Raw genomic sequence first — 26,911 nt, 5'->3', positions numbered from 1 at the left:
GGGAAGGAACCATCTCAGTGCCCACCCCCCACCCCCCTCGTCCTCCGTATCCCCCGCCCGGCGGGGATCCCGGGGAAGCCGATGAATCACTCGCCGCTCCACTGAGAGGCAGCCCGGAGGGCGGGGTGGCCGCCCATTCCGTCGCGTTGCTGATGGCGCGGCACTACGAGCCGGCGCACGACTACGCGGTCATCTGTCTCGCCTCGTCGGCGCAGGTCGCCGCCATGGTGACCGGAACCGCCTTCCACCGGACCCTCAACCGTCTCGCCTTCGGCGAGTCGGCCGTCGCGCTGCGCCCCGCCCTTCTGGTGACCGTGCGCGACACGGTCCGCGAATGGTCCGGCGACGATCGAATATCAGCCGTTCTGCCCGCGTTGCAGAAACCGGCCGGAGGACGTGGGCTGCGCGCGGCGACGTCCATGACCCCGGAAAATCGCACCCTCGCGGAGCGGGCATTCCAGGCACTTCCCGCCGCCTCACGCTGTTTGCTCTGGCATGTCGAGGTCGAGGCGGATCCCATAAGCGTCCCCGCCGGGCTGCTGGGCATGGACACCGGCATCGCTTCGGCGGCCCTCGAACAGGCGCGTGCCACATTCCGTGAAGGCTGCGTCCTCGCCCATCGCGAACTCGCACCGACCCATGATTGCCGGTTCTACAACCGCCTCCTGGATGTCCCGATACGCCGGGGCGGCGCCCTGCTGCCGGACGTCGAGCAGCATCTGGCGGAGTGCCGCTACTGCCGGAACGCGGCAGAGCAACTGAGCCATTTCGAGGGCTCCTTGGGGCCGCTGATCGCCGAGGCGGTGCTCGGCTGGGGCGCCCGCCGCTACCTCGACTCGCGCCCGGGACGGGCGTCGCACGGCACGCGGGGCGCTCGCGCGGGCCGGCGCGGTGGCGGACGGCGGGGCGGCGGACGGCACGGGCTGCTGTCCCGGCTTCCCGTGCCCGCCCGGGTACCGCAGACGCTGCGCTCCTCCCGGGTGCTGCTCTCGGGCGTCGGCGCGCTCTCGGCCGGGGTGCTGGCGACGGTGCTCATCATCAGTGCGTCCTCCTACGACGGGGAAGAGGCCGACCCGGCGGGCTCCGGCAGCGCCGCCGGCGGCAAGGACTCCGCGTCGGTGGCACCGCCGGGTACGGCAGGACTCCCCGCGGCACGGGGGGTGACACGGCTGCGCAACGCGGGTGCCGACCTGTGCCTCGACATCCGGGACCTGCCGAAGGAGGGCTCGGGCGCGAAGCTGGCGGAGTGCTCGACGGTGTGGACCCAGCAGTGGACCTACGAGGACGACGGGCTGTTGCGCAGCGTCGCCGATCCCGGGCTGTGCCTGGATTCCCACAAGGACGCCGGCGTCGTCGTCCTCGGTACCTGCGCCGACGAGGATGGCGAGCGGGGCGACGACGTGCGCTACGACCTCACCGTGCAGGGGGAGTTGCTGCCCCGCTGGGACGAGCAGCTCGCCCTCGCCCCGGCTGACGACGACCCGGACGCCGACATCGTCGTCAAGGTTCGCGACCGTTCCTCCGGCATTCAGCGCTGGCAGCCGGATCCCCTGCCGACGGCCTCGGGTTCCCTGTCGATCGAGGAACAGGACGACCCGGCGGCCCGCCGCGTGACGGTGTCCGACGGCCGGACGGCGTGACGACGGGTCCCGCAGCGCGAGCGGGGCTGCACGGCGTGCACGCCGTGCAGCCCCGCCCTCACGCCGGGGTCTCGACGAGGTCGGCCGGGCCGATCGTGTCAGGGGCGGTCCGCCGCCGTGTGCAGCAGGCGGGCCAGTGCGCGCGGCCGGGAGAACATCGGCCAGTGCCCGGTGTCCAGCTCCACCAGCTCCCAGGAGTCGCTCTCCAGGAGGGCGGCCACCGCCGGCATCGGCTCGTCCCCGTCGAGGAGGCACTTCACGTACGTCGCCGGGAGTTCGCCGAGGGAGCGGCCGAGAACGGCCGGTTCGGTGAGCGTGACACCGGGGTGCGGGGTCGCGCCGTCCACCATGCGGGCGATCTGCTCGCCCGTCAGCCCCTGCCCCGCGCAATCCTCCGGGCCGAGCGGTGGCCAGTACCCGGAGTGGTCGGCGATGGCCTGCCGCACCTGTCCGCTCGGCCAGTCCGACAGGAACGATTCTCCGTCCACCGGTACGTTCGCGTCCACGAACACCACCCGTCGCAGCCGGTCGCCGATGCGTTCCGCGGCCTGCCCGACCGGGATGCCTGAGTAGCTGTGCCCGACCAGGACGACGTCCCGCAGGCCGAGGCGCTCCACCTCCTCGACGACGTCACGGACATGCGTCTGCTGTCCGGCCGGCTGTGTGCCGCGCTTCTCGGCGAGGCCCGACAGCGTCAGCGCATGGACGTCGTGCCCGGCGGTGCGCAGCTCCGCGGCCACCTCCTCCCATGCCCACGCCCCGAGCCATGCCCCTGCCACCAGTACGAAGTCCGTCATGCGGGCAACGTAGCCGAGGGATCCGACAACGCCCCCCGCATCCGGGCCCGTTCGATGGTCACTCCGGACCGTCCGGGGACGGTGTGCGGTCCGGCTCGGTGTCCGGACCCCGGGCCCGGACGCGCTGCACGTGTTCGAGCGAGTCGCGCAACTCCGCGAGCCAGTCGTCCGTATGGCGTTGCACCAGGCGCACGCACCAGGCCAGCGCGTCGCTGCGGCTGCGGGCGACGCCGCCCGCGATCAGGGTGTCGAGCACCCGGCGCTCCGGTTGACGCAGGCGTGTCATGACCGGCACGGCCACGTGCGTGAAGAGCGTCCGCCGCCCGCCGCACTCCACGCCCCAGGACACCTTTCTGCTGAACCGCTGTTCGGCTTCCCGGGCCACGGCCATCCGGTCCTCCCGGGTGCGCTCCCGGAACTCCTGCACCCGGCTCTCCAGGGCCGCCTCCCGCTCGGTGGCGGAGGCGTCCTCGGTCAGCCGGGGTTCGGGGATGCGGCCGATCACGGTGATCTCCTCGCGGTCGACCGTGAGCTCGGTCAGCTCCTCGAAGAGGTCGTCCGGCAGACGGCCGGTGAACCAGCCCCGAACCCTGTCTCGCTGTTCTGCCGTAATCATGTAATGACGATTACTCGGCCGGACCATGAACACAAGGGGTTACCAAGCGGTCGGCCGAGAGCGAAATCGGAATGTTTCAGGCCGATTAACGAACACCTGGATTTCGGCCATCTGGCCGCTTCACGGCCCTGCGGACCGTGCGGTTACAGGCTTCGGCCGTGCGGTTTCCGTAACTTCGCGCCACTGATTCAATACGCAATGTTACTGAAACCTATGGGGTCGATGTGTGTTTCCGCGGCGGACTCGGCAGACTCGCGCTCGTCGCTCCGGGCACCGATCGAGCTCGGGCCGGCACACCCTGTAATCGATGCGGAAGGATGCACACAATGCGGAACACCGCGCGCTGGGCCATGACTCTCGGCCTGACGGCCACCGCCGTCTGCGGCCCCCTCTCCGGGGCCGCGCTCGCCGCCCCGGGTCAGGCCCCCACCGCGCTCTACGCCCCGTCGGCCCTCGTCCTCACGGTGGGCCACGGTGAGAGCGCGATCGCAGCGACTCCGGAACGCGCGGTCACCCTGTCCTGTGCCCCGAAGCCCTCCGGCACGCACCCGGCGGCCGGCCCGGCCTGCGCGGAACTGCGCGGCGTCGGCGGGGACTTCGACGCCCTGACGGCGAAGGAGGGCGTGATGTGCACCAGGCAGTACGACCCGGTGGTCGTCACCGTCGACGGCGTCTGGCAGGGCAAGCGCGTCTCCTACGAGCGCACCTTCTCCAACGACTGCATGAAGAACGCCTACGGCACCGGCGTCTTCTCCTTCTGAGAGGGCCGGGCCCACAGACCGGGATCGCGCTGAGTCCGTGAAGCGCAGCGGGCCGTGGCTGGGGAGCCGGGCCGTTGTCACGGGAATTCGCGATCTCGCGCAAGGGAGCCGGCGGGCGGAGTGGGGCCGCCCGCCGGCTCCTGGGCTTTGCTACGCCCTGGGCCTCACGCCCGGTCGCGATGACTGGTGTCGCACCACGGGTAGCGGCGACTGCGGCGGCACGTGCACAGGGCCACGCGGAAGCGGTCGGAGGTGACCACGGAGCCGTCCTCCAGCTCCACCTCCACCGGGCCCTCCATCAGCAGCGGGCCCTTGCGCTGCACGGCGACACGACGCGGCGCCGCCGACCGGTCAGACGGGGAGTTCGGCACGGACGACCACCAGCTCTTCCTTGTCATCGGCGGCGGGCAGCAGCCCCCGCTCCCGCAGCCAGCGTTCCCGGCCGCGCAGCACGGGCCCGAACTCGATCCGGTGCCGGCGGGTCACCGCGGCCTTCAGACCGGCGGCGTGCAGCTGTTCGACGGTCACGTCCGGGCCGCTGAGCGCCGACTGCACGAGCAGCAGTACTCCGCCCGGGCGCAGCAGGCCGGGCGCCTCACGGCAGATCCGGTCGACGACCAGGCGTCCGTCGTCACCGGCGTCCCAGGCCCGGGCCGCACCGCGCGGTGGCCTGCGATGACCGTCCGGCGCCGGTACGTACGGCGGATTGGCGAGGATCAGATCGAACGTCCGTCCGCGCACGGGGTCGAAGAGATTCCCGTGCCGGATGCGGACCGAAAGCCCGGCCAGCCGGGCGTTCAGCCGGGCGGCCCATACGGCGCTCCAGGACACGTCCACAGCGGTCACACGGCCGCCCCGGCGCGCGGCTTCCAGTGCCAGGGCTCCGCTGCCGGTGCCCACGTCGAGGACTTCCGCGCCAGGGGGCAACGGCTCGTCGGACAGGGCACCGGCCAGCAGCTCGGTGTCTTCCTGCGGGGCGTACACGCCCGGGGGTACCAGTGCAATCACGGACGCCGAGTACCCCGGTCATCAGGAGATATGAGCAGCTTCCCGGGCAAGCGGTTCACGCAGCGACGAACGTGACGCACGCCAGTCCGCGAGCAGCCGGGTGCCGAAGCGTTCCTCGACGAACTCGGTGGCGTCGATGCCGAAGGCGACGTCCGCGGCGAGATGCGGCTCCTGTTCCAGGAGTCCGCCGATGACATCGTGACGCACCACCTGCTCGTGGACGGCGTCCGCCTCGACGTGCTCGTCGTAGAAGTGCTCGGCGGCGGGGCCGGCGCCCGTGCGGCGCATCGCCTCGGCGAGCCGCCGCGACCCCGGTGAGGAGGTGATCTCCACCGCCGCGAAGTGGCCGACCAGGGCGCCCCTGAGGGCCCGGTGCAACCCGAAGAGGGACATCATGTTCACGGTGGCCAGGGCCTCGGCGGACGAGGCGTCGAGATAGCGGCCGTACCTGGTGTCCAGGCCGAGGTCCGTCATCAGGTCGGCGAACAGGACGGCGTGCACGCGGTCGGCGCGGCCGCCGCCCCACTCGTCGAACTCCACCGCCGCCATCCCCGCCTTCGCCCGGCCGTACAGCCGCGGCAGCACCCAGGCGTGCGGGTCCGCCTCCTTGAGGTGGTACAGGGAGCGCTGTGCCGCGTACTCGCGCAGCTGCCACAGTTCGCCCTCGTCGCGCAGGAAGTGGCTGACGCCGGTGCCGTCGACGGGCTCGACCAGCAGGTCGGCCAGTGCCTCGTCCAGGGTGTCGTGGACGTGTGCGTCGGTGCGCAGCGCGGACAGGAAGCGGTGTTCCATGGCCGCGCGGACGCGCAGCAGGTCGGGGTCCCACTCGCGCTCAGGGGGTACGTCCGCGAAGCCGCGGTAGTGCAGCTCGTAACAGAGGTACAGCGCGAGCTGGAGGTCGTCGCCGTACACCTCGGCCCGGGCGACATCCTCCAGGCGGGGCAGCCGGCCCGCGCCCCGCAGATGAGCGTCGACACCCCTGCTCAGCGGGCCGCGCGGGGTGGGCAGTCGTGGTCCTTCGTGCTCCATGCGCGCCGGGTACCCGTCCGGCGGCGAAGGTCACCCGCCCCGCGGTGCGGGCGCAGCCGCCCGGGCCTGCGGTGGCCCGGGCCCGGCCGGCCCCCGTCAGTCGCTCAGCCGCCCTCGGACTCCTCCTGTTGGGGGTGATGGCCTCGCCGGCCTCGCCCCGGTGCCGGCGGTGGTCGGCGGAGTCCCGGGTGCGGGTCTCGGCGTCCTCGACCTCCCGGAGCACCTCTTCGAGCGCCGTCGCGGGCGGCGGGGTGTGCTGGTCCTCGTTCCGGTCGTGACCCCTGTGCTCGGACACGGCGGTCTCCTTCCTGCGTTCGGTACGTCCGCTCACGGCGGTGGGTGTTCAGCTGGTGGCGGAGGAGGCGATGCGCAGCGGCACCGGGTCCGCGGGGGCCGCCTCCTCGCTGCGGCGGACGACCTCCGCCCACCAGGAGGGGCCGTCCTCGATGTGGCGCAGCAGCACGCCCTCGCGGATCGCCCAGGGGCAGACCGTGACGGCCTTGATGCCGGTCAGCTTCAGCGCGGTGTGCCCGACCACCGCTCCCGCCAGACTCTGCGCGGCGCGCGGGGCCGAGATGCCGGGCAGATGCGCGCGTTCGGCGGCGGGCAGGGCGGCCAGCCGCGTGATCGCCGCCCGCAGGTCCGAGCGGTGCATCTGCCGGTCCACGAACGGGCCGTGCCGTCCGGGGGCCGCGCCGCACAGCCGCCCCAGCTGCTGGAAGGTGCGAGAGGTGGCGACCGCGGTGCGCGGGCCCTCCCAGCGGATGCGTGCCGCGACGTCCCGCAGCTGATGGCGGACCTTGCGGCGCAGCGCCCTCACGCGCTCCGGCGAGGGCGGGTCCTCGTCCTCGAAGAACTCGTGCGTCAGCCGTCGCGCACCCAGCGGCAGCGACGCCACGAAGTCGGGCAGCCGACCACGCCCGAAGGCGACTTCGAGGGTGCCGCCGCCGATGTCGAGCAGGGCGAGCGGGCCCGACCGCCAGCCCATCCAGCGCCGGGCCCCGAGGAACGTCAGCTCGGCTTCGACCTCGCCCGGCAGGGTGCACAGGTCGACGCCCGTGCGGGCCCGGACGGTGTGCAGCACCTCGTGCCGGTTCGGCGCGTTGCGCACCACTGCGGTCGCGAACGCCAGCGGGCCCGCCGCGCCCCACTTGGCGGCGGTCCTGTTCGCCTCGGCCACCGCGTCGACGAGTTGCCCCACGGCCTGCTCCGGGATGGGTCCCCCCGGTGTGACCTGCTCGGACAGCCTGAGTCGCCACTTGGCGGTGTGCACGGGCAGCGGCACCCCGTCCGCAGCGTCCGCGACCACCAGTCTGACCGTGTTCGATCCCACGTCCACCACGCTGATTCGCATGGGCGGTGGGTACCCACATACGGGGCCGGCCAACAGGCGGCACGCTCCGCACCGGCGAGGACGCGCCACCGGCGGGCGGGTGCCGCCGTGTCCCCGCGCACGACGGCCCCGGCAGCTCCCGATGGTCACCTGCGCACGATGGGCCGGCGCCTGCGCGTCCTGCTCCCGCACGCGCGCCGGCGCAGGACCAGGGTGATCAGCGCGCCGCGGCGAAGAACCCGGCCGACGGCCGGAAAGGCGGTGCAGCTCTCGACCGTGGCCGGGGCTCGCGGAAACGGCACCGTTTCGCAGGGGCTGCACGGGAGCGCCCCACGTCACGCCATCTGGCGGCGGACCAGCTCGTGGAGGCGGCCGTTGGTGTCGGCGAGGAGCTGTGCGGGCGGACCCTGCTGGATGACCTTGCCCTCCTCCATCACCACGACCCGGTCGGCGTCCATCACGGTGGACAGCCGGTGCGCGATGACGATCCGGGTCGCGTGCAGGGCCTTGGTGCTCTCGATGACCGTGCGCTGCGTCTCGTTGTCCAAGGCGCTGGTCGCCTCGTCGAAGAAGAGGATCCGGGGCCGGCGGATCAGCGCCTGGGCGATCATCAGCCGCTGACGCTGTCCGCCGGAGACGGCTCCACTGCCCGCCACGATGGTGTGCAGGCCCATCGGCATCCGCTTGATGTCCTCGGCCAGACCGGCCATCTCGGCGGCCGCCATGGCCTCCTCCGGCGTGTACGGCTCGGTGCCGCAGATGACGTCCAGGATCGAGCCGGAGAACGGCTGCGCGTGCTGGAGCACCACACCGCACTGGCGGCGCACCGCCGACTGGTCCAGTGCCGCCAGGTCCTGCCCGTCGTACAGCACACTGCCCGACACGGGCCGGTCGAAGCCGATCAGCAGGCGCAGCAGCGTCGACTTGCCGCAGCCGCTCGGGCCGACGACCGCGACGAACTCGCCCGGCCGCACCTCGAACGACACGTCGTCCAGGACCAGCGGACCGTCGTCCGAGTAGCGGAATGACACCCGCCGCGCCTCGATCGCGCCGGTCAGCGGACCCGGCCGGGTGCTCGCCGTACGCACCTCCGGCGTGGCGTCCAGCACCGGCTTGATCTCCTCGAACAACGGCAGCGCGGCCACCGCCGAGACGAACGCGCCGGTCAGCTGGGTGACGGAGGTCAGCAGCATCGTCACCGACGTGTTGAAGGTGAGGAACGCGGCCGCCGACATCGACCCCCGGGCCGGACCGGCCAGCAGCATGAACATCAGCAGGGTGCACAACGGCAGGTAGACCGCGCCGAGCACCGTCGTGAGGTTCTTGATGGTGCCGACCTTCTGCTGGAGCTCCCGGCTGCGCGCGAACTGAGAGGCCCACGCGGCGTACGCGTAGTTCTCGGCGGCGGCCACCCGCAGCTTGGGCAGGCCGCGCAGCGTCTGGAACGCCTGGTTGTTCAGTTTGTTGGAGAGCACCACCAGCCGCCGCTGCCAGCGCACCTGCCACAGACCCAGCCCCAGGAAGACCGCCGCGATCACGACGAGCATGCCGATCGCGGCCATCGCCATCGGCACGCTGTACCAGAGCAGCAGCCCCAGGTTCATCGCGCCGACCGTCACCGACTGGGCGACCGTCGGGCCCACGCCCGCGAGCAGCCTGCGGATCGCGCTGATGCCCATGGCGGCGCTGGCCAGCTCGCCCGTGGAACGCTCGGTGAAGAACTTCGTCGGCAGCCGGAGCAGCCGGTCCCACACCGCAGGCTGGAGCGTGGCCTCGATCCGGCCCTCCAGTCGCAGGATGGTCAGGTTCTGCAACAGCATGAAGGCCGCCGCCACCACGCTGCTCAGCATCACCGCCAGGCACACCTGCGCGATCAGCCCGGTCTGTGCCTCCGGCACGAACTCGCCCAGCACCTTGCCGGTCGCGACGGGCACGAGCGCGCCGATCGCCACCGTGACCAGACCACTGAGCAGCAGACCGGTCAGGTCGCCGCGCATGCCCTGCATGCAGAACCGCAGCAGCCTCAGCGGAGTGAGTCCGCGCTCGGGCAGCGGACGGTAGAACATCACCGCGCGCGGCTCGAACTCGTCGGCGTTGGCCTTCTCGACCGGCGTCTCACGACCGGTCGACGGATGCACCGCGACATAGCCGCCACGCCGCCACAACAGCGCCACCGGCGCCCCCGACAGGGCCCGCCGTCCGACCAGCGGCCCCACGTCGTCCCGCCACCAGCGGCCGTCGAGCCGTACGGCCCGGGTACGGACGCGGGAGGCCAGGGCGACCTGCTCGACCGGGTCGAGGCGGTCGCCGCCGGTGCCCTTCTGGGTCGGCTCGGTGAGGTGGATCCCGGCCGCCTCACCGACCAGCTTGCAGGCCGCGTAGGTGGCGTCCGCGTCGGCCGCGGTGGTGCGCCGGGAGGAGCGCTCGCCGATGGAGGCGAGCAGCGTCCGGTCGGCCTGGACGCGCACCGCCTCACCGGCCTTGATGCCCTCCGCCGTGCGTGTCTCGTGGGTGCGCTCCAACTGCTCGATCCAGCGGTCCAGCGTGGTCAGCAGCCGGTACTGCTGGTCGACCATGGACTGCCACAGCACGGGGTCCATCAGCAGGTCGGCCGCGGCCTGCGCGCCGTACAGCGAGCCGTACTGCAGGCTGCCCGGCGGCACCTGCATCCAGAACACGTCGTCGTCGGTGGGCGCGGCGGCCCGCTCGGTGGCCATCGGTGCCTGGAACAGGATCGACAGGCTGCGGCCGACCCCCAGGGCGAGCGCGTACTCCAGCGGGCTCGTCGTCGGCGGCACGTACTGCGGGTTGCCGTACTCGTCGTACGACCAGGTCGCGGTGTCGGCGGGCTGGTAGAGCTCGCGCAGGCCGATGCGGTGCACCACGCAGTCCCGCAGCGGCCGGGCCACCAGGGTGTGCTGCGGGCCCGGCACCGGGCCGAGCACCAGCGAGCCCGCCTCCAGCCGGCCCAGATGATGCCAGTGCCCCTGCTGTCCGGCGTCGACCGCGAACAGGTCCACGGCCCCGGACGCGACCAGCCACAGCACCTGCGGGCCTTCGAGGTCGAGGCGGTTGAACCCGGCGCAGTCGATGCGCGAACCCATCTGTCCGAAGGCGCCCAGCACGAGGTCGCCGTCGTGCCCTTCGTGAACGGCCGTCATCTCACCGCTCCCTGACCAGTGCCGCGTACGCGCCGCCGCGGGCCACCAGGTCCTCGTGCCGTCCCCGCTCCACGACCGTGCCGTGCTGCAGGACGACGATCTCGTCGCTGTCGCGCACCGTGCTGAGCCGGTGCGCGATCACCACGCAGGCGCAGCCGCGCCGGCGCAGGTTGTCCATCACGACCTGCTCGGTCTCGGCGTCCAGGGCGCTCGTCACCTCGTCGAGCACCAGGATGCTCGGCCGGCGCACCAGTGCCCGCGCGATCTCCAGGCGCTGGCGCTGTCCGCCGGAGAAGTTGCGGCCGTCCTGCTCGACCTTGCTGTGGATGCCGCCGGGGCGGCGGGTGATCACGTCGTACAGGGCGGCGTCGCGCAGCGCGTCCTCCACCGCGTCGTCCGGGATCGAGGGGTCCCACAGCGCCACGTTGTCGCGGACCGTGCCCTCGAAGAGGAACACCTCCTGGTCGACGAAGGAGACCGAGGCGGCCAGCGCCCCGCGCGGGATGTCCTCGATGCGCTGCCCGTCGATGCGGATCACGCCCTCCCACGGCGCGTACAGCCCGGAGATCATCCGGGACACCGTGGACTTCCCGCTGCCCGAGCCGCCCACCAGCGCGACCTGCTGCCCGGGGCCGACCGTCAGATCGAAGCCGGTGAGCAGGGGCTTGTCGAGCGGGCTGTAGCCGAACGTGATGTTCTCCAGCTCGACATGGCCCTGGAGGCGGCGCGTGGACTCGCCGGCGCCGGGGCGGCCGTAGAGCGGGTCGGCCTTGAAGTTCTCCACGTCCTTCAGGCGGGCCACGTCGGCGGCGAAGTCCTGGATGCGGCCCGCGACGCCGTTCAGCCGGGTCAGCGGGGCAGTGAACCGGGTGACCAGGGCTTGGAAGGCGACCAGCAGACCGACCGAGATGTGCCCCTCGACCGCCCGCATGCCGCCGATCCACAGGATGAGCGCGCTGTTCAGGGTGGCGAGGGTCGGCGCGACCACGCCCAGCCAGGCGCTCGGCACGCCCAGGCGCTGCTGCTCCTCCAGCGTGGTGGCGTGCTGCCCGGCCCACTTGCGGAAGTAGCCGTCCTCGCCGCCGGTCGCCTTCATCGTCTCGATGAGCTGCAGACCCGTGTAGGCGGTGTTGGTGAGGCGGGCCGTGTCCGCGCGCAGCTTCGCCGTGCGCGTGGCGCGCAGCCGGATGACGACGCGCATGGCCACGATGTTCAGCAGCGCCACGCCGATGCCGACGAACGTCAGCTGCGGGTCGTAGGTGTACAGCAGGACCGCGTACAGGACGACCACGACCGCGTCCACGCCCGCCGCCGCGAGGTCGCGGGACAGCGTCTCGGACACCGCGTCGTTGGACTGGAGCCGCTGCACCAGGTCGGCCGGGCTGCGCTGGGAGAAGAACGTCACCGGCAGCCGCAGCAGATGCCGCAGGAAGCGGGCGCTGGAGAGCGTGGAGGAGATGATGCGGCCGCGCAGCAGGTTGGCCTGCTGGAGCCAGGTCAGCACGACCGTGAGCAGCACACACGCGCCCATCGATGTGAACAGCACACCGAGCAGCGAGGTCTGGTTGCCGATCAGGAATTCGTCGATGTAGGTGCGGCTGAGCGCGGGCACCGCCGCGCCGACCGCCACCAGCAGCAGGCTCGCCAGCACCGCCGCGGGCATCGTGCCGGCCGTGCCGCGCAGCCGGGCGGGCATCGCGCCGAGGACTCCGGGCTTGCGGCCGCCCCGGGTGAAGTCCTCGCCGGGCTCCATCACCAGCACGACACCGGTGAAGCTGCCGTCGAAGTCCTCCATGGGCACGAACCGGCGGCCTTTGCCGGGGTCGTTGATGTAGACGCCGCGACGGCCGAAGCGGCGGCCCATGCCGTCGTAGACGACATAGTGGTTGAACTCCCAGAACAGGATGGCCGGTGACGTCACCTCGGAGAGGGCCGCCAGGTCCATCTGCATGCCCTTGGCCGTCAGGCCGTAACTGCGGGCGGCCTTCAGCAGATTGCTGGCGCGTGAGCCGTCACGCGAGACGCCGCAGGCGATGCGCAGCTCCTCCAGCGGGACGTGCTTGCCGTGGTGGCCGAGCACCATCGCCAGGGAGGCGGCACCGCACTCGACGGCCTCCATCTGGAGCACGGTGGGTGTGCGGACGGTCTGCGCCCGGGCCTTGGGAACCTTGCGCTTGGGCGGGGCGGCGCGTCGCCTGTTCCGGGGCTCCTGTGCGGTGGCGCTCATGGCAGCAGCCAGTCGACGGGGCGCTGATCGGCCAGCCGGATCGAGCCGGAGGCCAGCGTCATGGAGGTCAGCTTGAACGGCGGTCCGTCAGCGGAGGACCACCTGTAGCCGCTCTTCGTGGCGGACGACCTGTCCAGCCGGACCGTCACGGCCACCGGCCTGCCCTTCTCGGTGAACTGCTCGCCCAGCTGGCTGTCTCCGAGGAACGCGGTGATCTGCTGCGGGGACTGGGCGGAGCGGTCCACCGACTTCACATGGCCGCGCAGCACGCCGTATTCCTGCGTCGGCACCGACTGCACGGTCAGGTCCACGGGGGCGTCGCCGGGGATCGAGGCGGCGTTGGCGGCGGGGACGTACACGGTCGCGTAGAGCGGGTCCTCGGCGTGGGCGACCTTCTCGACGGCGGCGACGTTCGCGCCGGTCCGGATGATCTGCCCGACGGTCGCGGCGAGCGTGGAGACCCGGCCCGCGTCGAGCGTGCGAACGACCGCTTCGCCCCTGGCCGTACGGACCTTGAGCACGGCAGAGCCCGCGGGCACCTGCTGGCCCTGCTTCGCGAGCACGGCGGTGACCTGGCCCGCGACGGGGCTCTGGAGGACGTAACTGCCCTGCCCGTGCGTGAGGACGGCGGGCGCGCTGACGGTGGAGGTGACCGAGCCGGTCACCGCCCAGACCGAGGCGGCCGCCATCGCGACCACCGTCACCGAGAGCACGAGCCAGCCCTGCGGGCGCGCGAACCGCACCGGCAGGTCGAGTTCCTCCGGTGACTGGAGCTTGGCGAGGGCCTGTTGGCGGAACTGCAAGGGAACTTCCCTCACCCGTAGAAGAGGTACCGACGGCCGTGACAGAAGCTGTCACGGCACCCGAAGAACCCGGAACCGCCGGCTGCGGCTCCGGGACTCAACGGCACTGTGGCTCGATCAGAGACCGGCGACCAGGTTGGTGACCGGGGCCGTGTTCAGGCCGGCGACACCCTCGACGGTGCCGACGGCCGTGTCGACCAGGCCGGAGACCGGAGCGATGCCGTTCACCGTGTCGGTGACGGTGTTCACGGCGTTCACGGACAGACCACCGGAGACGGCGTCGAGCTCGGCGTCGGCGATCTCGACGGTCTCGACCTGGGGGGTGGAGTTCATGATGGAACTTCCCTTCATATGGATATCTCACAAGGGGGGAGCGGCCCCCTCTGGGGACAGATGACGGCCGCGACCGCGAGTGCCGGACTTTCGTTTCCGAATGCCCTGGGCGGCCCCCGCGGTGCGATGGATCAAAGCACGCTGCGGGTTCGCCCTTCCAATCAACCACCTGCCTCACCAGGGAACTTGCGCATCAGTGGCACCGGTCCGTGCAGGTTTGGACACCGCATGGGAGCGAGTTCTTCACATGGGGCACCGCATCGGCGCATTCAGGCCCTAGCTTCAAGGGGTGGCGAATCCGGCACTCCCGCCCCAAAGGCGTGACCGCCGCGGGCCGGGGTGTGGATAACCCCTTTTTCGGTGACCGGGTTGAGCATTCGATGTGCAGATTCGCTGAAGCCAGGACTCGACTCCGTGATGGCGACGGATCGCTTCCGGGCGGATACGGAGCGTTCCGTTCCGCTCTTTCGCGGGATCCCGCTGCCTGAAAGGCCGTCATCCGGCCATGACCCTCCACGGGCCCGCCGGACCCGCCCCTGGCGGACCGGCCCGTGTGAGCAGGCCGGGCGCGGACCGAGGGGTCGGCCTACGGGTGGCGGGAGTTGGCTGATTCGGTGATGCGAAGGGATCACTTGCAAACGGAATTGAACGCCCCGTGCGGCCCGTGCGTACCAACAGCCATCCAGGCGCCCCCCAGAAGCTGCCGGACGGCGGCACACACTCCGTCCCCCAGGAGGAGAGAAGTTTGAGTCACAAGCGAATTCCGAAGCGCAAGGCCGCGATAGCGGCGGGCAGCGTGGTGGCGCTCGGCGCGGCCGCGATCCTGCTCCCCAACGCCAACGCCTCCCAGGACGGTTCGTCCGGTGACGCGGCGGCAGCGCCGAAGACCCTGAAGGCGGGCGACGCCTCGGACCTCGCCTCGCAGCTCTCCGGGCTCCTCGGTGAGGCGTTCGGCGGCTCCTACTACGACAGTGCCGGCAAGCAACTGGTCGTCAACGTCGTGCCGGGCGACAACAACAATGTGGTCGTGCAGGCGAAGGCGGCCGGCGCGAAGGTCCGCGAGGTCGACAACAGCTGGTCGGAGCTCCAGGACGGGGCGTCGACGCTGAAGTCCGAGGCGACCATCGCGGGCACCTCGTGGGCGATCGACCCGCGCACCAACAAGCTCCTGGTGACCGCCGACAGCACCGTGACCGGCGTCAAGTGGGACAGACTGGAATCCACCGTGCGCAAGCTCGGCTCCGGCATGGCCACGCTCAAGAAGTCCTCCGGCACCTTCAAGCCGTTCGTCTCCGGCGGGGACGCCATCTTCGCGGGCGGCTCGCGGTGCTCCCTCGGTTTCAACGTCACCGCGGGCGACGGCTCCCCGGCCTTCCTGACGGCCGGTCACTGCACCCTCGGCGGCAACGAGTGGTCCGACACGCAGGGCGGCCAGCCGATCGCCACCGTCGATCAGTCGACCTTCCCCGGCGACGGTGACTTCGCACTCGTGAAGTACGACGATCCGGCGACCGAGGCCCCCAGCGAGGTCAACACCGGCAACCAGACGGTCCAGATCACCGAGGCCGCCGAGGCGACCGTCGGTCAGCAGGTCTTCCGGATGGGCAGCACCACCGGGCTCGACGACGGTCAGGTCCTCGGCCTCGACGCCACGGTGAACTACCCGGAGGGCACCGTCACGGGTCTCATCCAGACCGATGTCTGCGCGGAGCCGGGTGACAGCGGCGGCTCGCTGTTCACCCAGGACGGTCTCGCAATCGGCCTGACCTCCGGTGGCAGTGGTGACTGCACGGCCGGCGGCGAGACGTTCTTCCAGCCGGTGACCACCGCCCTGGAGGCGGTCGGCGCGACCCTCGGCGCGGGCGGCGGCGCCGGCGACGACGCGGGCGCGGGCCAGGAAGCCGGTGCGGGTGCCGGTGATGAGGCCGGTGCGGGTGCCGGTGATGAGGCCGGTGCCGGTGCCGGCGAGGAAGCCGGTGCCGGTGGCGAGGCCGGTGCCGGTGAGCAGGCCGCCGGCGACGAGGCGGGTGCCGGAGCCGGTGCCGGTCAGGACGCCGGTCATGACGTCGAGGACAACTCCGGTCTGACCGAGTCCCGCTGACCCGCACCACCGTCGGCAGCAGGTCCGACGCGGCCGGCCCGGTTCCGCCCCCTTCCTGGCGGGACCGGGCCGGCCCACCGGCGTCTTCCGTCCGAGTGCCGGTGCCCGCGGCGCTATCCGAGGGCCCTGATCAGCAACAGGGCGATGTCGTCCCGCCGTTCCTCCCCGTCCGCGTGGTACCGCTCCTGGTGGACGAGGCTGTCGGCCAGTTCGTCCAGCGGCCGGTCCCCGGCGTCGGCCAGCCACCCGCCCAGATCCGCGAGAGCCTCCTCGAAGTCCGTGCCGGGCGACTCGACCAGCCCGTCCGTATAGAGGACGAGCAGCGAACCGGGAGGCAGGGCGACCTCCGTCGTCGGATACACCGCTGAGGCGTCGATGCCCAGCAACGGGCCGCCCGCCAGGTCCAGGACGCGCACCCGCCCGTCCGGCCTTCTCAGCAGCGGCGGGGGATGCCCCGCCCGGGACATCACGGCCCGCCCGTGCGCCGGGTCGAGCCGCAGGTACAGGCAGCTGGCGAAGAGGTCGGACCCCAGGTCGAGCAGCAGCCGGTTGGTGCTGCGCATGACCTCCTCGGGCGCCTGCCCGACGGTCGTGTACGCGCGCACCGCGGTGCGGACCTGCCCCATCAGCCCCGCCGCCGTCACGTTGTGGCCCTGCACGTCCCCGATCACGGCGGCCGCCGTCCCCCGGGTGCCGACCAGGTCGTAGAAGTCGCCGCCGATGTCCATGCCCTGCGTGGCCGGCACATAGCGGCCGTCCGCCTCGATGCCGGGCAGTGAAGGCAGGGAGTGCGGCAGCAGCGCCTCCTGAAGGCCGTGCGCGAGCCGGTGCTTGGCGTCGTAGAGCAGCGCCCGTTCCAGCGCCTGGGCGATCAGCCCGGCCATGCTGATCATCACCGCCCGCTCCTCCGTCGGGAACGGGTGCGGCTCGGCGTAGGACAGGACGCACGTCCCCACCGGGCGGCCTTGGGCGATCAGCGGCAGGTAGGCCCAGGCCGCGAACCCGTCGGGGGTCGCGGCCCGGGCCGGGTACAGCCGTTCCAGCTGCTCCTGCGACTCGAGGAACGCGGGTACGCCCGTCCGCAGCACCTGGGTGCCGGGTGTGGGCTCGGTCAGGGGCATCCCGTCGAACCGTTCCACCAGATGCGGGTCCCGGTATCCACGGTGTCCGAGCACCCGCAGCCGGTTCGCCCGCGAGCCCAGCACGACCAGCGCCTGACTGCCCACGGTCGGGGCGATCTCGTCCGCGACCAGCTGCACCACGTCCTGCACCCCGACCGCCTCGGTGAGTGCGCCGGCCAGGTCCAGCACCTGCGAGATGGTGACCAGCCGGGACGGCGTCCCGTCGGGCGGCGGTTCGGTCCGGTTCATCTGCGACACGGCTCTGGACCTGGTGATCCGGACGCTCAGGCCCGTCGTGCTCGGGTACAGCCGGAACGAGAGCCACTCGCCGGGCGGGCGCAGCGCCACGAACGACGTGACGTGCTGGCTGAGCAGAGCGGCCCGGTAACGGTCCTCGTACACCGGGTCGTTGAGCCACGGCACCGAGGCCCACAGCTGGGTGCCGAGCAGTCGGCTGACCGGCACGTTCAGCAGCTCGCCCGCCGCCGCGTTGACGAAGCCGATCCGGCCGTGCAGGTCCAGCGAGACCAGTCCGTACGGCAGCCGGCTCACCATCCGGGCGGCCTCGACCGTGCCGAGCGTGCCGGCCATGCCGCCCACCAGGGGTGCAGCGAGCAGATCGGTCTCGGCATGGGGCGGGACGCTGTGCTCGGCGGCCCGCTCCAGCCGGACGGCAAGCCGGCCGCAGGCCGCGGTCAGATGTTCGCGCTCGTGGTCGGACATCTCCGCCGGATGCGCGCCCGGCCAGGTCACGAAGACCGCGCCGTACACGGTGGACTGGGTGGCGACGGGCACCGCCGCGAGGGCGAACGGATAGGGCAGGACCACGGCGATCCGCGGGTAGAGGCGGGCCATCTGCTCCTCGCCGCCGACCCACACCAGCCGTCGCTCGCGCGCCGCGTCGGCGACCGGGATCGACGCGCTCAGGCCCACCCGTTCCCAGGGCGCGGCGAACGCCCGCGGCAGACCGGCCATCACCGCCATCTCGAGCACCGGCTGGTCCGGCGCCATCAGGTACACCGCGCCGGAGTGGGCGTGCACCTCATCCATCATCGACGCCAGAGCCAGGGAGAGCACGGGACGGCCGACAGGCGTCCTGGCGGCTGCCGGCGCCTGCGCGGACGACTGCCCGTCGGACACGCCGACCACCTCCTCGCACGGCCGCGCGACCGGGTCCAGGAACAAATCTCCCCCTTGGCGGCCCGTCCCGCACGACGAGCGGTCCCGTGGACGACCACGGTTACCGTCGGTCACAGGCGCTGAGGCCCCGCAAGGGGCGCCCGCCTGCCCCGACCGTCCCGACCATGCCCCGTAGTCGCCGGGTGTACGGGCGCTGGGCGTGCGCCCTCTCGCACCGTGACGGCCGGGTCCTCGCGCCCACGCAGGGTCACGGTCGCGCACCATGGGCACGCGCTCAACCGGACGGGTGTCCCCGCCCCGTCCCGCGCCAACCGGGCCGGCGCCTCGTGGAAGTGCCGGTCGGCCGGCGCGTACACCCCGTACCGCCTGTCCATGCGTCCCTCCTGAAGACGCCGAGCCGTCCAGCCGCGCACCGTGTCCGGACCGTCACGCCTGTCGCGAGAACACCGTGCGGAACACATGCGTCAAGACATGTTCGGTTTCTTTCGAGCGGCCCGTGTCGGAGTGGGTCCACGGAACGCCCACAGGGGCTGCGCAGGTGTCCTATTAGCGCTGTAATGGCCAACGTGGTCAGTCAGGGCGCCCAAGAGCGCGGAACGCGATCGTTGCGTGCCGAAGGTGCCCTCAAGGCGATCGCGGTCGATCACGAGTCGCCCGACCGGTTGCGCCGCGTCCTCGAACAGGCACTCGTGTTCGCCGGTGCGGCGTTCGCCGCGGTGTACGCGCCCAGCGAGGACGGCGAGCTGCTGTGCCTGATGGAGTCGGCCGGCGTCCCGAGGACGCTCTACGGACTGCGCGACAGCTACCCGCGCGCCGGGCGCTCCCCGGTCGCCGAAGCCCACCGCGGTGGACGGCCGGTGTCACTGGGCCCGGCGGAACTCGCCGAGCACGTCCAGGCGCGGCGCGTGCCGTCCGGGGGCTTCTTCGTCACGGCACTGCCCGTGCAGGAGGACGGCGGCTGCCTGCTGGCCGTGAGCGAGCGCCCGGAGGGGTTCGCCGCCGACGACCTCAGGTGCCTGGAGCTCATCTCCGAGGCGGTGGCCTTCACGGCCCCGGCCGCGCCCGCCGAGGCAGGCGACCTGCCGCCGAGCGCCTTCAGCCTCGCCATGGACACCGGCCGCGTCCGGATCGGCGACGACCTGCTGGACCTGTTCGGCCTGGACCCCGTGGAGTTCGACGGCCGGATCGAGACGCTGCTCAGCCTGACCGTGCCCGAGGACCTGCCCTCGCTGATGTCGGTGGTGGAGGCGGACCACATGTCCATCGGCGACCGGGAGCTGGAGTTCAGGGTGCTCCAGCCCGCCGGGCCGCCGAAGTGGCTCCGGCTGCGCGGGCGCCTCCTGCCCGGTGGCGAAGGCCGCCCGGCCCGGCTCGTGGGCACGGTCGTCGACGTCTCCACCCTGCGCTCCGACGTCACCGACGTGGCCCGCGTCCAGCGTCTGGCCGCCGCGCTGGCCACCGCCGTCACCGTCCGCGACGTGGGCAAGGCCGTGGTCGCCGCGCTGCGCCGGCCGCTGAGGGCCGACCGGATCGCACTGGCCGAGCTGGAGAGCGAACGGCTCGTCGTCACCGTTCTCGACCCGCCCGAACCCGAGGCCTGGCCCGAGCTGTGGCGGTCGGAGTGGCGCACCGAGTGGCCCGACGCGCCCGTGCGCGCCATGCCCACCCTCGCCGCCGCGCTGCGCGAGGGCCGGGCCCGCATCTGGCCCGCCGGCAGCCCGCTGGAACGCGCCCTGGCAGAGGTCGGCCCCGGTGGCCTCGCCGTCCTGCCGCTGCCGGCCGGCAACCGCATGGCCGGCGCCTGCCTGATCGGCTGGGACACCCCGCACGACTTCGGCACCGACGAACGCGCCCTGCTCACCGCCTGCGCGGGCCTCGCCGGGCAGGCCCTGGTGCGGGCCCGGGCATTCGACGCCGAGCACGAACTCGTCGGCATGCTCCAGCGCCAGCTGCTGCCACGCAGCCTGCCCCGGCTGCCGGGCGCGGAGGCCGTCGCCCGCTACCTGCCGAGCACGGCGGGGCTCGAACTCGGCGGCGACTGGTACGACGTCATCCCGCTGCCCGACAACCACGTCGCCCTCATCATCGGCGACGTCCAGGGCCACAGCGCCGGCGCCGCCACCCTCATGGGGCAGATGCGCACCGCCCTGCGCGCCTACGCCGTCGAGGGGCACCCCCCGGACGTGGTCGTCGCGCACGCCAACCGGCTGCTCATGGACATGGAGAGCGATCTCTTCGCGACCTGTTGCTACGTCGATGTCGACCTGGAGGAGGGCGCTGCCTGGTGCGTGCGAGCGGGGCACCTGCCGCCGGTGCTGCGCTACCCGGACGGCCGGACCGAGATCGCGGAGGCCGAGGGCGGGCCGCCCCTCGGGGTGGTCACCCGGGCCGACTTCCCCATGAGCCCGCTCCGGTTCCCACCCGGCACCGTGATCGCCCTGGCCACGGACGGGCTCGTCGAGACGCCCGGCTCCGACATCGACGACGGCATGGACCACCTCGCCGAGCGGCTGGCCGACGCCGCACCCGCCGACCTGGGGCTGGTCGCCGACGCCCTCCTGGGCGACGCCCCGCGCAGCGACGACGTCGCCCTGCTCCTCCTGCGCTACGACGGCATGGAGCTGCGTCCGCTGCGGGAGAGCTGGACGGTCTGGCGCGTCCCGCAGGCCGTCGGACACGCCCGCCGCTTCGCCCGCCGCGCCCTGCGCTCCTGGGGCGTCACCGTCGACCAGGACGCCGCCCTCCTCGTCGTCTCCGAACTCGTCACCAACGCCCTGGTGCACACCGACGGCCAGGTCCGCATGGACCTCACCCTCGTCAACAACCGCCTGCGCATCGCCGTCGCGGACGCCTCGCCCCGCTCGCCGGTGAGACCGACCAGCATCGGCTGGGAGGCCACCGGCGGCCGGGGCATCCTCCTCGTCGAGGCCCTGACCGCGACCTGGGGCACCCTGCCCGTCAGCGGCGGCAAGCAGGTGTGGGCGGAACTGACGCTCGGCCGCTGAACGGTTCACCGGCCCGCCTCCGCGCCCCCCAGGGCGTGACCGCACGCCCCCGGAGTTCAGCCCAGCCGCTTCAGCAGTTCCTCCGCCAGCGGGGCCGACGACGCGGGGTTCTGGCCCGTGACCAGATTGCGGTCGGTGACCACGTGCGGGGCCCACGGCTCGCCGGCCCGGACGGTCACCCCGGACTCGGTGAGGCGGTCCTGGAGCAGCCACGGGGCGCGGTCGGCGAGACCACCCTGGATCTCCTCGGCGTTGGTGAACGCCGCGACCTCGTAGCCGGCGAAGACGTTCGCGCCGTCCTCCCCGACGGCGGCCAGCAGTGCGGCCGGCCCGTGGCAGACGACACCGAGCGGCCTGCCCGACTCCAGGGCCCGGGCGAGCAGCCGGCCGGACGCGGCGTTGACGGCGAGGTCCTCCATCGGGCCGTGACCGCCGGGGTAGAAGACGGCCGCGTAGTCGTCCAGCCGGACGTCCTCGAGGCGGACGGGACGCCGCAGCTCGGTGAAGGACTCCAGCGCCTTCGCGATCCGGTCGGCGTTCTCCTGGCCCCCGTTCACCTCCGGCGCGAGGGAGGCCCGGTCGACGGTGGGCTCGACCCCGCCGGGTGTGGCCACGACGACCTCGTGCCCGGCGGCCCGGAACGCCTCGTACGGGGCGACGGCCTCCTCGGCCCAGAAGCCGGTGGGGTGCTCGGTGCCGTCGGCCAGGGTCCAGGTGTCGGCTCCGGTGACGACGAAGAGGATCTTCGACATGGTGGGTGATCTCCAGGGGACGGGCCGCGGTCGGACAGCGCGGCGATGACTCGGACGGTGACGACCGTAGGCAACCGTATTGCCGCTTTTCCAATGGGTGAACCAATGACTTCCATAGGAATTTCAATGGCGGTACGCGGTAGGGTCGGATCACGTGAGGCCCATCGACCCCGTCGGCGCGACCGGCACGCCCGCGCAGCCCGACCTCAACCTGCTGCGCACCTTCCTGGCCGTCTACCGGTCCGGTTCCTTCACGGCCGCCGCGCAACTGCTGGGCCTGTCCCAGCCGACCGTCACCACGCAGATCCGCTCGCTGGAGCGGCAGACCCGCCGTGAGCTGTTCCAGCGGCTGCCGCGCGGCGTCGCCCCGACCGCCGTGGCCGACGAACTCGCGGCCCGTGTCGCGGCCCCGCTCGACGCACTGGCCGAGGCCACCGGCCACGGCCCCCGGCAGGAGTCACGCGCCGAGCCGGTCCATCTGGCCGGACCCGCCGAACTGCTGTCGGCCCGGGCCCTGCCCGCCCTCGCCCCGCTCGTCACCGAGGGCGTGCGGCTGCGCGTCGCCCTGGGACTGACCGAGCCCCTGCTCGACGAACTGCGCGCCGGCCGCCACGACCTGGTGATCGCCACCGCCCGGCCCCGCGGCCGCACGCTGTCCGCCGTGCCTCTCACGGACGAGGAGTTCGTCCTGGTCGCCGCCCCCGTCTGGGCCGACCGCATCGCGCGGCGGCCGGTCGCGGACGGCCCCGCCGCGTTGCACGACGTCCCGTTGATCACGTACGCCGAGGACCTGCCCATCGTCCGCCGCTACTGGCGGCACGTCTTCGGCCGGCGTCTGAACTGTCGTGCCGCCGTCTCGGTACCGGACCTGAGGGCAGTCCTGGCACTGGTCACCGCCGGTGCCGGTTTCAGCGTGCTGCCGCGCTACCTGTGCGCCGGGGAGCTGGCGTCCGGTGCTCTGGTGCTCCTCGACGCCCCGGAGGACGGGCCGATCAACACCGGCTTCCTCGTCCAGCGGCCGGGTGCCTCGGGCAACCCGCATGTGACCCTCGTCCGCGACCGTCTGCTGGAGGCCGGCCGTACCTGGTGACACCGCGGGCCGACCGGGTACCCGACGCGGCACAGGACGGAGAAACCGCCACGAGCCGAAGGAAGAGGGAAGAGGAACGTCATGGCACAGCATGTCCGCGACATCATGACCAGCGACCCTGTCACCGTCGGGCCGCAGACCTCTGTCGCCGAAGTGGCGCGCATCATGCGCGACGAGGACCTCGGAGTCGTCCTGGTGACGGACGGCGACGACCTGCGCGGCCTGGTCACCGACCGTGACCTGGTCGTCCGGTCCATCAGCCGGGGCGGCGACCCGGAGCAGACCACCGTGGCCGGCGCCTGCAGCGACGACCTGGTCACCGTCGGTCCCGACGAGGACCTGGGGCACGCGGTGGAACTCATGCGCGAGCACTCCGTGCGCCGCATCCCGGTCGTCGACCACGGGCACCCCGTGGGCATCGTCTCCCTGGGCGACATGGCCATGGAGCGCGACCCGGAGTCGGCGCTCGGCGACATCAGTGCCGCGCGCCCCAACGCCTGACCCGCACCCACCCACCGGACGGTCCCGCGCACCCCGTCGTGCGCGGGACCGTCGTGTGTCGCAGGAACGCGCGGCCGAACGCACGTGGTGAACACGTTTACCGAACACCTCACGGCAGGAGGGGGGTTCGGGAGCGGCACAGGCGCCCCGGGCCGGGTTTGTTCGGTTTTCCGCTGGGGACTCGAACAAAAGCGGAAGCAGAAGGAAGATGATGAGTCGTGGAGTCCATGGACACCAGTGAGAAGCCCGTCGTCCGTCAGCACGAGACCGGCTGGTCCAAGGCGCGCCGTCTGCGCGGCAAGGCCGCGCTGCGGACCTGCCTCCCGGCCGTCGAGGACCGGGGCTGCCCCGGGGCGGTGCACTCCGGGGCGGAGTGGAACATCGTCCGAGGTGAGGACTGACCCCTCCCCGCAGGACAGCGCGGTGACGGTCCGAGTAACTGCGCGCATCGACAACTAAAAGAAGTGATGTTCACATCCGCCGGATCACGACTAAGGTGAGCCGAATGAAGGCTCTCGTGCTGTCCGGCGGCGCAGGAACGCGGCTGAGGCCGATCACCCATACGTCGGCCAAGCAACTGGTGCCCGTGGCCAACAAGCCCGTGCTGTACTACGGGTTGGAGTCGATCGCCGAGGCCGGCATCACCGACGTGGGCATGATCGTCGGGGATACGGCCGGGGAGATCGAGGAAGCGGTGGGGGACGGGTCGAAGTTCGGTCTCGACGTCACCTACATCCCCCAGGAGCGGCCGCTCGGGCTGGCCCACGCGGTGCTGATCGCCCGGGACTACCTCGGCGACGACGACTTCGTGATGTACCTCGGTGACAACTTCATCGTCGGCGGCATCACCGGCCTCGTCGACGAGTTCCGCCGCCATCGGCCCGACGCCCAGATCCTGCTCACCCGCGTGGCCGACCCGCGTGCCTTCGGAGTCGCCGAACTCGACCCGTCCGGCCAGGTGATCGGCCTGGAGGAGAAACCCGACCAGCCCAAGAGCGACCTCGCGCTGGTCGGCGTCTACATGTTCACGCCCCTCATCCACGAGGCGGTCCGCGCCATCGAACCGTCCTGGCGCGGCGAACTGGAGATCACCCACGCCATCCAGCACCTGATCGACGCCCGCGCCGACGTGCGCTCCACGGTCGTCAAGGGCTACTGGAAGGACACCGGCAACGTCACCGACATGCTCGAGGTGAACCGCACGGTCCTCGAAGGCATGGAGCGCCGCATCGACGGCCGGGTGGACGACGCCTCGGAGATCATAGGACGCGTGGTGGTCGAAGAGGGGGCGCGGATCGTCGGCTCCCGCATCGTCGGGCCCGCCGTCATCGGCTCGGGCACCCTCGTCAGCAACTCCTACGTGGGCCCCTTCACCTCCGTCGCCGAGAACTGCCGCATCACCGACAGCGAGCTGGAGTTCTCGATCGTGCTGCGGGACTCCTCGATCCTGGGCGTCGCCCGGATCGAGGCCTCGCTGATCGGCCGACACGTCGAGGTGACCCCGGCCCCCAGTGTCCCCAGCGCCCACCGCTTCGTCCTCGGAGATCACAGCAAGGTGCAGATCACTTCATGAACCTCCTCGTCACCGGCGCCGCCGGGTTCATCGGCTCCCGCTACGTGCGCGCACTGCTCGCCTCGGACGCGCCCGACGCGCCCCGCATCACCGTGCTGGACAAGCTCACCTACGCCGGCACCCTCGACAACCTCGAACTGACCCACCCGCGGCTGGAGTTCGTGCAGGGCGACATCTGCGACGCCGAGCTGGTCGACAAGCTGATGGCCGGTGCGGACCAGGTGGTGCACTTCGCCGCCGAATCCCACGTGGACCGCTCCATCACCGGCGCCGCCGACTTCGTCCGCACCAACGTCCTCGGCACCCAGACCCTCCTGGACGCCGCCCTGCGCTACGACGTGGGCCCCTTCGTGCACGTCTCCACCGACGAGGTCTACGGCTCCATCGAGTCCGGGTCGTGGCCCGAGGACCACCCGCTGCGGCCCAACTCGCCGTACTCCGCATCCAAGGCATCCTCCGACCTGCTCGCGCTGGCCTACCACCGCACCCACGGCCTGGACGTGCGCGTCACGCGCTGCTCCAACAACTACGGCCCGCACCAGTTCCCCGAGAAGGTCGTCCCGCTGTTCGTCACCAACCTCCTCGACGGCCGCAAGGTGCCGCTGTACGGCGAGGGCCGCAACATCCGCGACTGGCTGCACGTCGACGACCACTGCCAGGGCGTCGACCTCGTCCGCACCCACGGCCGGCCCGGCGAGGTCTACAACATCGGCGGCGGCACCGAGCTCACCAACAAGGAGCTCACCGGGCTGCTCCTGGACGCGTGCGGAGCGGACTGGGGCCGGGTGGAGTACGTCGAGGACCGCAAGGGCCACGACCTGCGCTACTCGGTCGACTGGTCCAAGGCCCGCGACGAACTCGGCTACCGCCCCCGCCACGACTTCACCACCGGCCTCGCCGAGACCGTCGCCTGGTACCGCGACAACCGGGCCTGGTGGGAGCCCCTGAAGCGGCGCGTCGCCCAGGAGCGGGCATGAGGTGGCTGATCACCGGGGCGGGCGGGATGCTCGGCCGTGACGTCGTCGAGGAACTCACGAGGCGCGGCGAGAGCGTCATGGGTCTCGACCGCACCGCCCTGGACATCACGGACGCCGGGGCCGTCGACGCCGCCGTACGGGAGCACCGCCCCGACCTCGTCGTGAACTGCGCCGCGTACACGGCCGTGGACGACGCCGAGACCGACGAGGCCCGTGCCCTGGAGATCAACGGCGACGGCCCGCGCCTGCTGGCCCGGGCCTGCGCCGCGCACCACGCCCGCCTCCTGCACGTCTCCACGGACTACGTCTTCTCCGGCGAGTCCCGCACCAGCCCGTACCCGGAGGACCACCCGACGGGTCCGCGCACCGCCTACGGCCGCACCAAACTGGCCGGGGAACGGGCCGTACTGGAGGAACTCCCCGGGGCGAGTGCGGTGCTGCGCACGGCGTGGCTCTACGGCGTCCACGGCTCCAGCTTCGTTCGGACCATGATCGGACTGGAAGCGCGCCGGGACACCCTCGACGTCGTCGACGACCAGCGCGGGCAGCCCACCTGGAGCGCCGACGTCGCCGAGCGGATCGCCGACCTCGGCCCCAGGCTCGGCCCAGAGGCGCACGGCGTCTTCCACGCCACCAATTCCGGCGAGGCCACCTGGTACGACCTCGCCCGCGAGGTGTTCACCCTCATCGGCGCCGACCCGGACCGGGTGCGCCCCACCAGCAGCGCGGCCTTCCACCGGCCCGCCCCCCGCCCGGCGTACAGCGTCCTCGCACACCGCCGGTGGCAGGAGATCGGCCTGCCCCTGCCGCGCGACTGGCGCTCCGCTCTGCACGAAGCACTGCCCCGCATCCGCAAGGAGAGGTCCCAGTGAGACGGCACGGGTTCCCGCCCCGTGCGGCGTGGCGTGCCGAGCAACGCCGAATGTCAGCCGCGGCGACGCGT

The 26,911-nt window shown here is 72.2% G+C and carries 22 protein-coding genes; 10 read left to right on the top strand and 12 right to left on the bottom strand.

Translation table 11 applies throughout. The annotated features are described in order from the left end of the window. Nucleotides 1-17: 17 nt before the first annotated feature. Nucleotides 18-1,640 (top strand): RICIN domain-containing protein, encoded by a 1,623-nt coding sequence (locus tag ACIQHQ_RS19620; protein ID WP_402613165.1) that lies wholly within the window; start codon nt 18-20, stop codon nt 1,638-1,640. A 98-nt stretch (nt 1,641-1,738) separates the two neighbouring features. Here ACIQHQ_RS19620 and ACIQHQ_RS19615 read toward each other — a convergent pair whose 3' ends face one another. Both ACIQHQ_RS19615 and ACIQHQ_RS19610 read right to left on the bottom strand, forming a co-directional pair. Then, complete coding sequence (locus ACIQHQ_RS19615; protein ID WP_402613164.1) at nt 1,739-2,437, bottom strand: alpha/beta fold hydrolase; 699 nt, start codon at nt 2,435-2,437, stop codon at nt 1,739-1,741. 58 nt (nt 2,438-2,495) lie between these two features. Further along, the gene (locus tag ACIQHQ_RS19610) at nt 2,496-3,053 is read right to left on the bottom strand and encodes a hypothetical protein (RefSeq protein WP_402613163.1); all 558 of its coding nucleotides are present in this window, start codon (nt 3,051-3,053) and stop codon (nt 2,496-2,498) included. 326 nt (nt 3,054-3,379) lie between these two features. Here ACIQHQ_RS19610 and ACIQHQ_RS19605 point away from each other — a divergent pair, with 326 nt between their 5' ends. Next, nucleotides 3,380-3,814 carry a protease inhibitor gene (locus ACIQHQ_RS19605; RefSeq protein ID WP_402613162.1) on the top strand — a complete coding sequence of 145 codons (435 nt, stop codon included), beginning with the start codon at nt 3,380-3,382 and terminating at the stop codon, nt 3,812-3,814. 164 nt (nt 3,815-3,978) lie between these two features. On the opposite strand, the gene ACIQHQ_RS19600 is transcribed toward ACIQHQ_RS19605, so the two are convergent. The 8 genes from ACIQHQ_RS19600 to ACIQHQ_RS19565 all read right to left on the bottom strand — a co-directional run bounded on the left by ACIQHQ_RS19600 (nt 3,979) and on the right by ACIQHQ_RS19565 (nt 13,708). After that, the gene (locus ACIQHQ_RS19600) at nt 3,979-4,185 is read right to left on the bottom strand and encodes a CDGSH iron-sulfur domain-containing protein (protein WP_033308553.1); all 207 of its coding nucleotides are present in this window, start codon (nt 4,183-4,185) and stop codon (nt 3,979-3,981) included. After that, a complete protein-coding gene (locus ACIQHQ_RS19595) occupies nt 4,166-4,822 on the bottom strand; it encodes a HemK2/MTQ2 family protein methyltransferase (RefSeq protein ID WP_402613161.1) in 657 nt (218 codons plus the stop codon). Before ACIQHQ_RS19595 ends, ACIQHQ_RS19600 begins: the two co-directional genes overlap by 20 nt. Before the next feature lie 21 nt (nt 4,823-4,843). Further along, nucleotides 4,844-5,851, bottom strand: a complete 1,008-nt coding sequence (locus ACIQHQ_RS19590) for an iron-containing redox enzyme family protein (protein ID WP_402613160.1) — start codon at nt 5,849-5,851, stop codon at nt 4,844-4,846. A 343-nt stretch (nt 5,852-6,194) separates the two neighbouring features. Beyond that, a complete protein-coding gene (locus ACIQHQ_RS19585; protein ID WP_402613159.1) occupies nt 6,195-7,205 on the bottom strand; it encodes a Ppx/GppA family phosphatase in 1,011 nt (336 codons plus the stop codon). A gap of 314 nt (nt 7,206-7,519) precedes the next feature. Next, nucleotides 7,520-10,345: an NHLP bacteriocin export ABC transporter permease/ATPase subunit gene (locus ACIQHQ_RS19580; RefSeq protein ID WP_402613158.1), complete on the bottom strand. Its 2,826-nt coding sequence runs from the start codon at nt 10,343-10,345 to the stop codon at nt 7,520-7,522. Between the two features lies 1 nt (nt 10,346). Then, nucleotides 10,347-12,572, bottom strand: coding sequence for an NHLP family bacteriocin export ABC transporter peptidase/permease/ATPase subunit (locus tag ACIQHQ_RS19575; protein ID WP_402613157.1), 2,226 nt, complete (start codon nt 12,570-12,572; stop codon nt 10,347-10,349). Continuing rightward, nucleotides 12,569-13,375: an HlyD family efflux transporter periplasmic adaptor subunit gene (locus ACIQHQ_RS19570; RefSeq protein WP_402613156.1), complete on the bottom strand. Its 807-nt coding sequence runs from the start codon at nt 13,373-13,375 to the stop codon at nt 12,569-12,571. Before ACIQHQ_RS19570 ends, ACIQHQ_RS19575 begins: the two co-directional genes overlap by 4 nt. Nucleotides 13,376-13,492: 117 nt before the next feature. After that, nucleotides 13,493-13,708 carry a type A2 lantipeptide gene (locus ACIQHQ_RS19565; RefSeq protein WP_402613155.1) on the bottom strand — a complete coding sequence of 72 codons (216 nt, stop codon included), beginning with the start codon at nt 13,706-13,708 and terminating at the stop codon, nt 13,493-13,495. A 745-nt stretch (nt 13,709-14,453) separates the two neighbouring features. Here ACIQHQ_RS19565 and ACIQHQ_RS19560 point away from each other — a divergent pair. Continuing rightward, entirely contained in the window at nt 14,454-15,809 is a 1,356-nt protein-coding gene (locus tag ACIQHQ_RS19560; protein ID WP_402613154.1) for a S1 family peptidase, read from the top strand. Nucleotides 15,810-15,922: 113 nt separating this feature from the next. On the opposite strand, the gene ACIQHQ_RS19555 is transcribed toward ACIQHQ_RS19560, so the two are convergent. Beyond that, a complete protein-coding gene (locus ACIQHQ_RS19555) occupies nt 15,923-18,079 on the bottom strand; it encodes a SpoIIE family protein phosphatase (protein WP_402613459.1) in 2,157 nt (718 codons plus the stop codon). A gap of 548 nt (nt 18,080-18,627) precedes the next feature. Between ACIQHQ_RS19555 and ACIQHQ_RS19550 the strand changes: the two genes are divergently transcribed. After that, nucleotides 18,628-21,075 carry a SpoIIE family protein phosphatase gene (locus ACIQHQ_RS19550; protein WP_402613153.1) on the top strand — a complete coding sequence of 816 codons (2,448 nt, stop codon included), beginning with the start codon at nt 18,628-18,630 and terminating at the stop codon, nt 21,073-21,075. Between the two features lie 56 nt (nt 21,076-21,131). On the opposite strand, the gene ACIQHQ_RS19545 is transcribed toward ACIQHQ_RS19550, so the two are convergent. After that, a complete protein-coding gene (locus ACIQHQ_RS19545; protein ID WP_402613152.1) occupies nt 21,132-21,827 on the bottom strand; it encodes a type 1 glutamine amidotransferase domain-containing protein in 696 nt (231 codons plus the stop codon). Between the two features lie 154 nt (nt 21,828-21,981). Here ACIQHQ_RS19545 and ACIQHQ_RS19540 point away from each other — a divergent pair, with 154 nt between their 5' ends. From ACIQHQ_RS19540 to rfbD, 6 genes are all read left to right on the top strand, one after another. Then, a complete protein-coding gene (locus ACIQHQ_RS19540; protein ID WP_402613151.1) occupies nt 21,982-22,917 on the top strand; it encodes a LysR family transcriptional regulator in 936 nt (311 codons plus the stop codon). A gap of 81 nt (nt 22,918-22,998) precedes the next feature. Further along, on the top strand, nt 22,999-23,418 hold the full coding sequence (locus tag ACIQHQ_RS19535) for a CBS domain-containing protein (RefSeq protein ID WP_402613150.1): 420 nt from the start codon (nt 22,999-23,001) through the stop codon (nt 23,416-23,418). Between the two features lie 218 nt (nt 23,419-23,636). Next, on the top strand, nt 23,637-23,819 hold the full coding sequence (locus ACIQHQ_RS19530) for a hypothetical protein (RefSeq protein ID WP_402613500.1): 183 nt from the start codon (nt 23,637-23,639) through the stop codon (nt 23,817-23,819). A 104-nt stretch (nt 23,820-23,923) separates the two neighbouring features. After that, nucleotides 23,924-24,991 (top strand): glucose-1-phosphate thymidylyltransferase, encoded by a 1,068-nt coding sequence (locus ACIQHQ_RS19525; RefSeq protein ID WP_402613149.1) that lies wholly within the window; start codon nt 23,924-23,926, stop codon nt 24,989-24,991. Next, nucleotides 24,988-25,968, top strand: a complete 981-nt coding sequence (gene rfbB, locus ACIQHQ_RS19520) for a dTDP-glucose 4,6-dehydratase (RefSeq protein WP_402613148.1) — start codon at nt 24,988-24,990, stop codon at nt 25,966-25,968. Before ACIQHQ_RS19525 ends, rfbB begins: the two co-directional genes overlap by 4 nt. Beyond that, the gene (rfbD, locus tag ACIQHQ_RS19515; protein ID WP_402613147.1) at nt 25,965-26,840 is read left to right on the top strand and encodes a dTDP-4-dehydrorhamnose reductase; all 876 of its coding nucleotides are present in this window, start codon (nt 25,965-25,967) and stop codon (nt 26,838-26,840) included. Before rfbB ends, rfbD begins: the two co-directional genes overlap by 4 nt. Nucleotides 26,841-26,911 lie beyond the last annotated feature (71 nt).

Origin of the sequence: Streptomyces sp. NPDC092370 (assembly GCF_044755265.1) — a bacterium.
In the GTDB taxonomy this organism is placed as follows: Bacteria; Actinomycetota; Actinomycetes; order Streptomycetales; family Streptomycetaceae; genus Streptomyces.
Note: the sequence above shows the minus strand (reverse complement) of the source record. Positions and strands in the feature narration are given on the sequence as shown.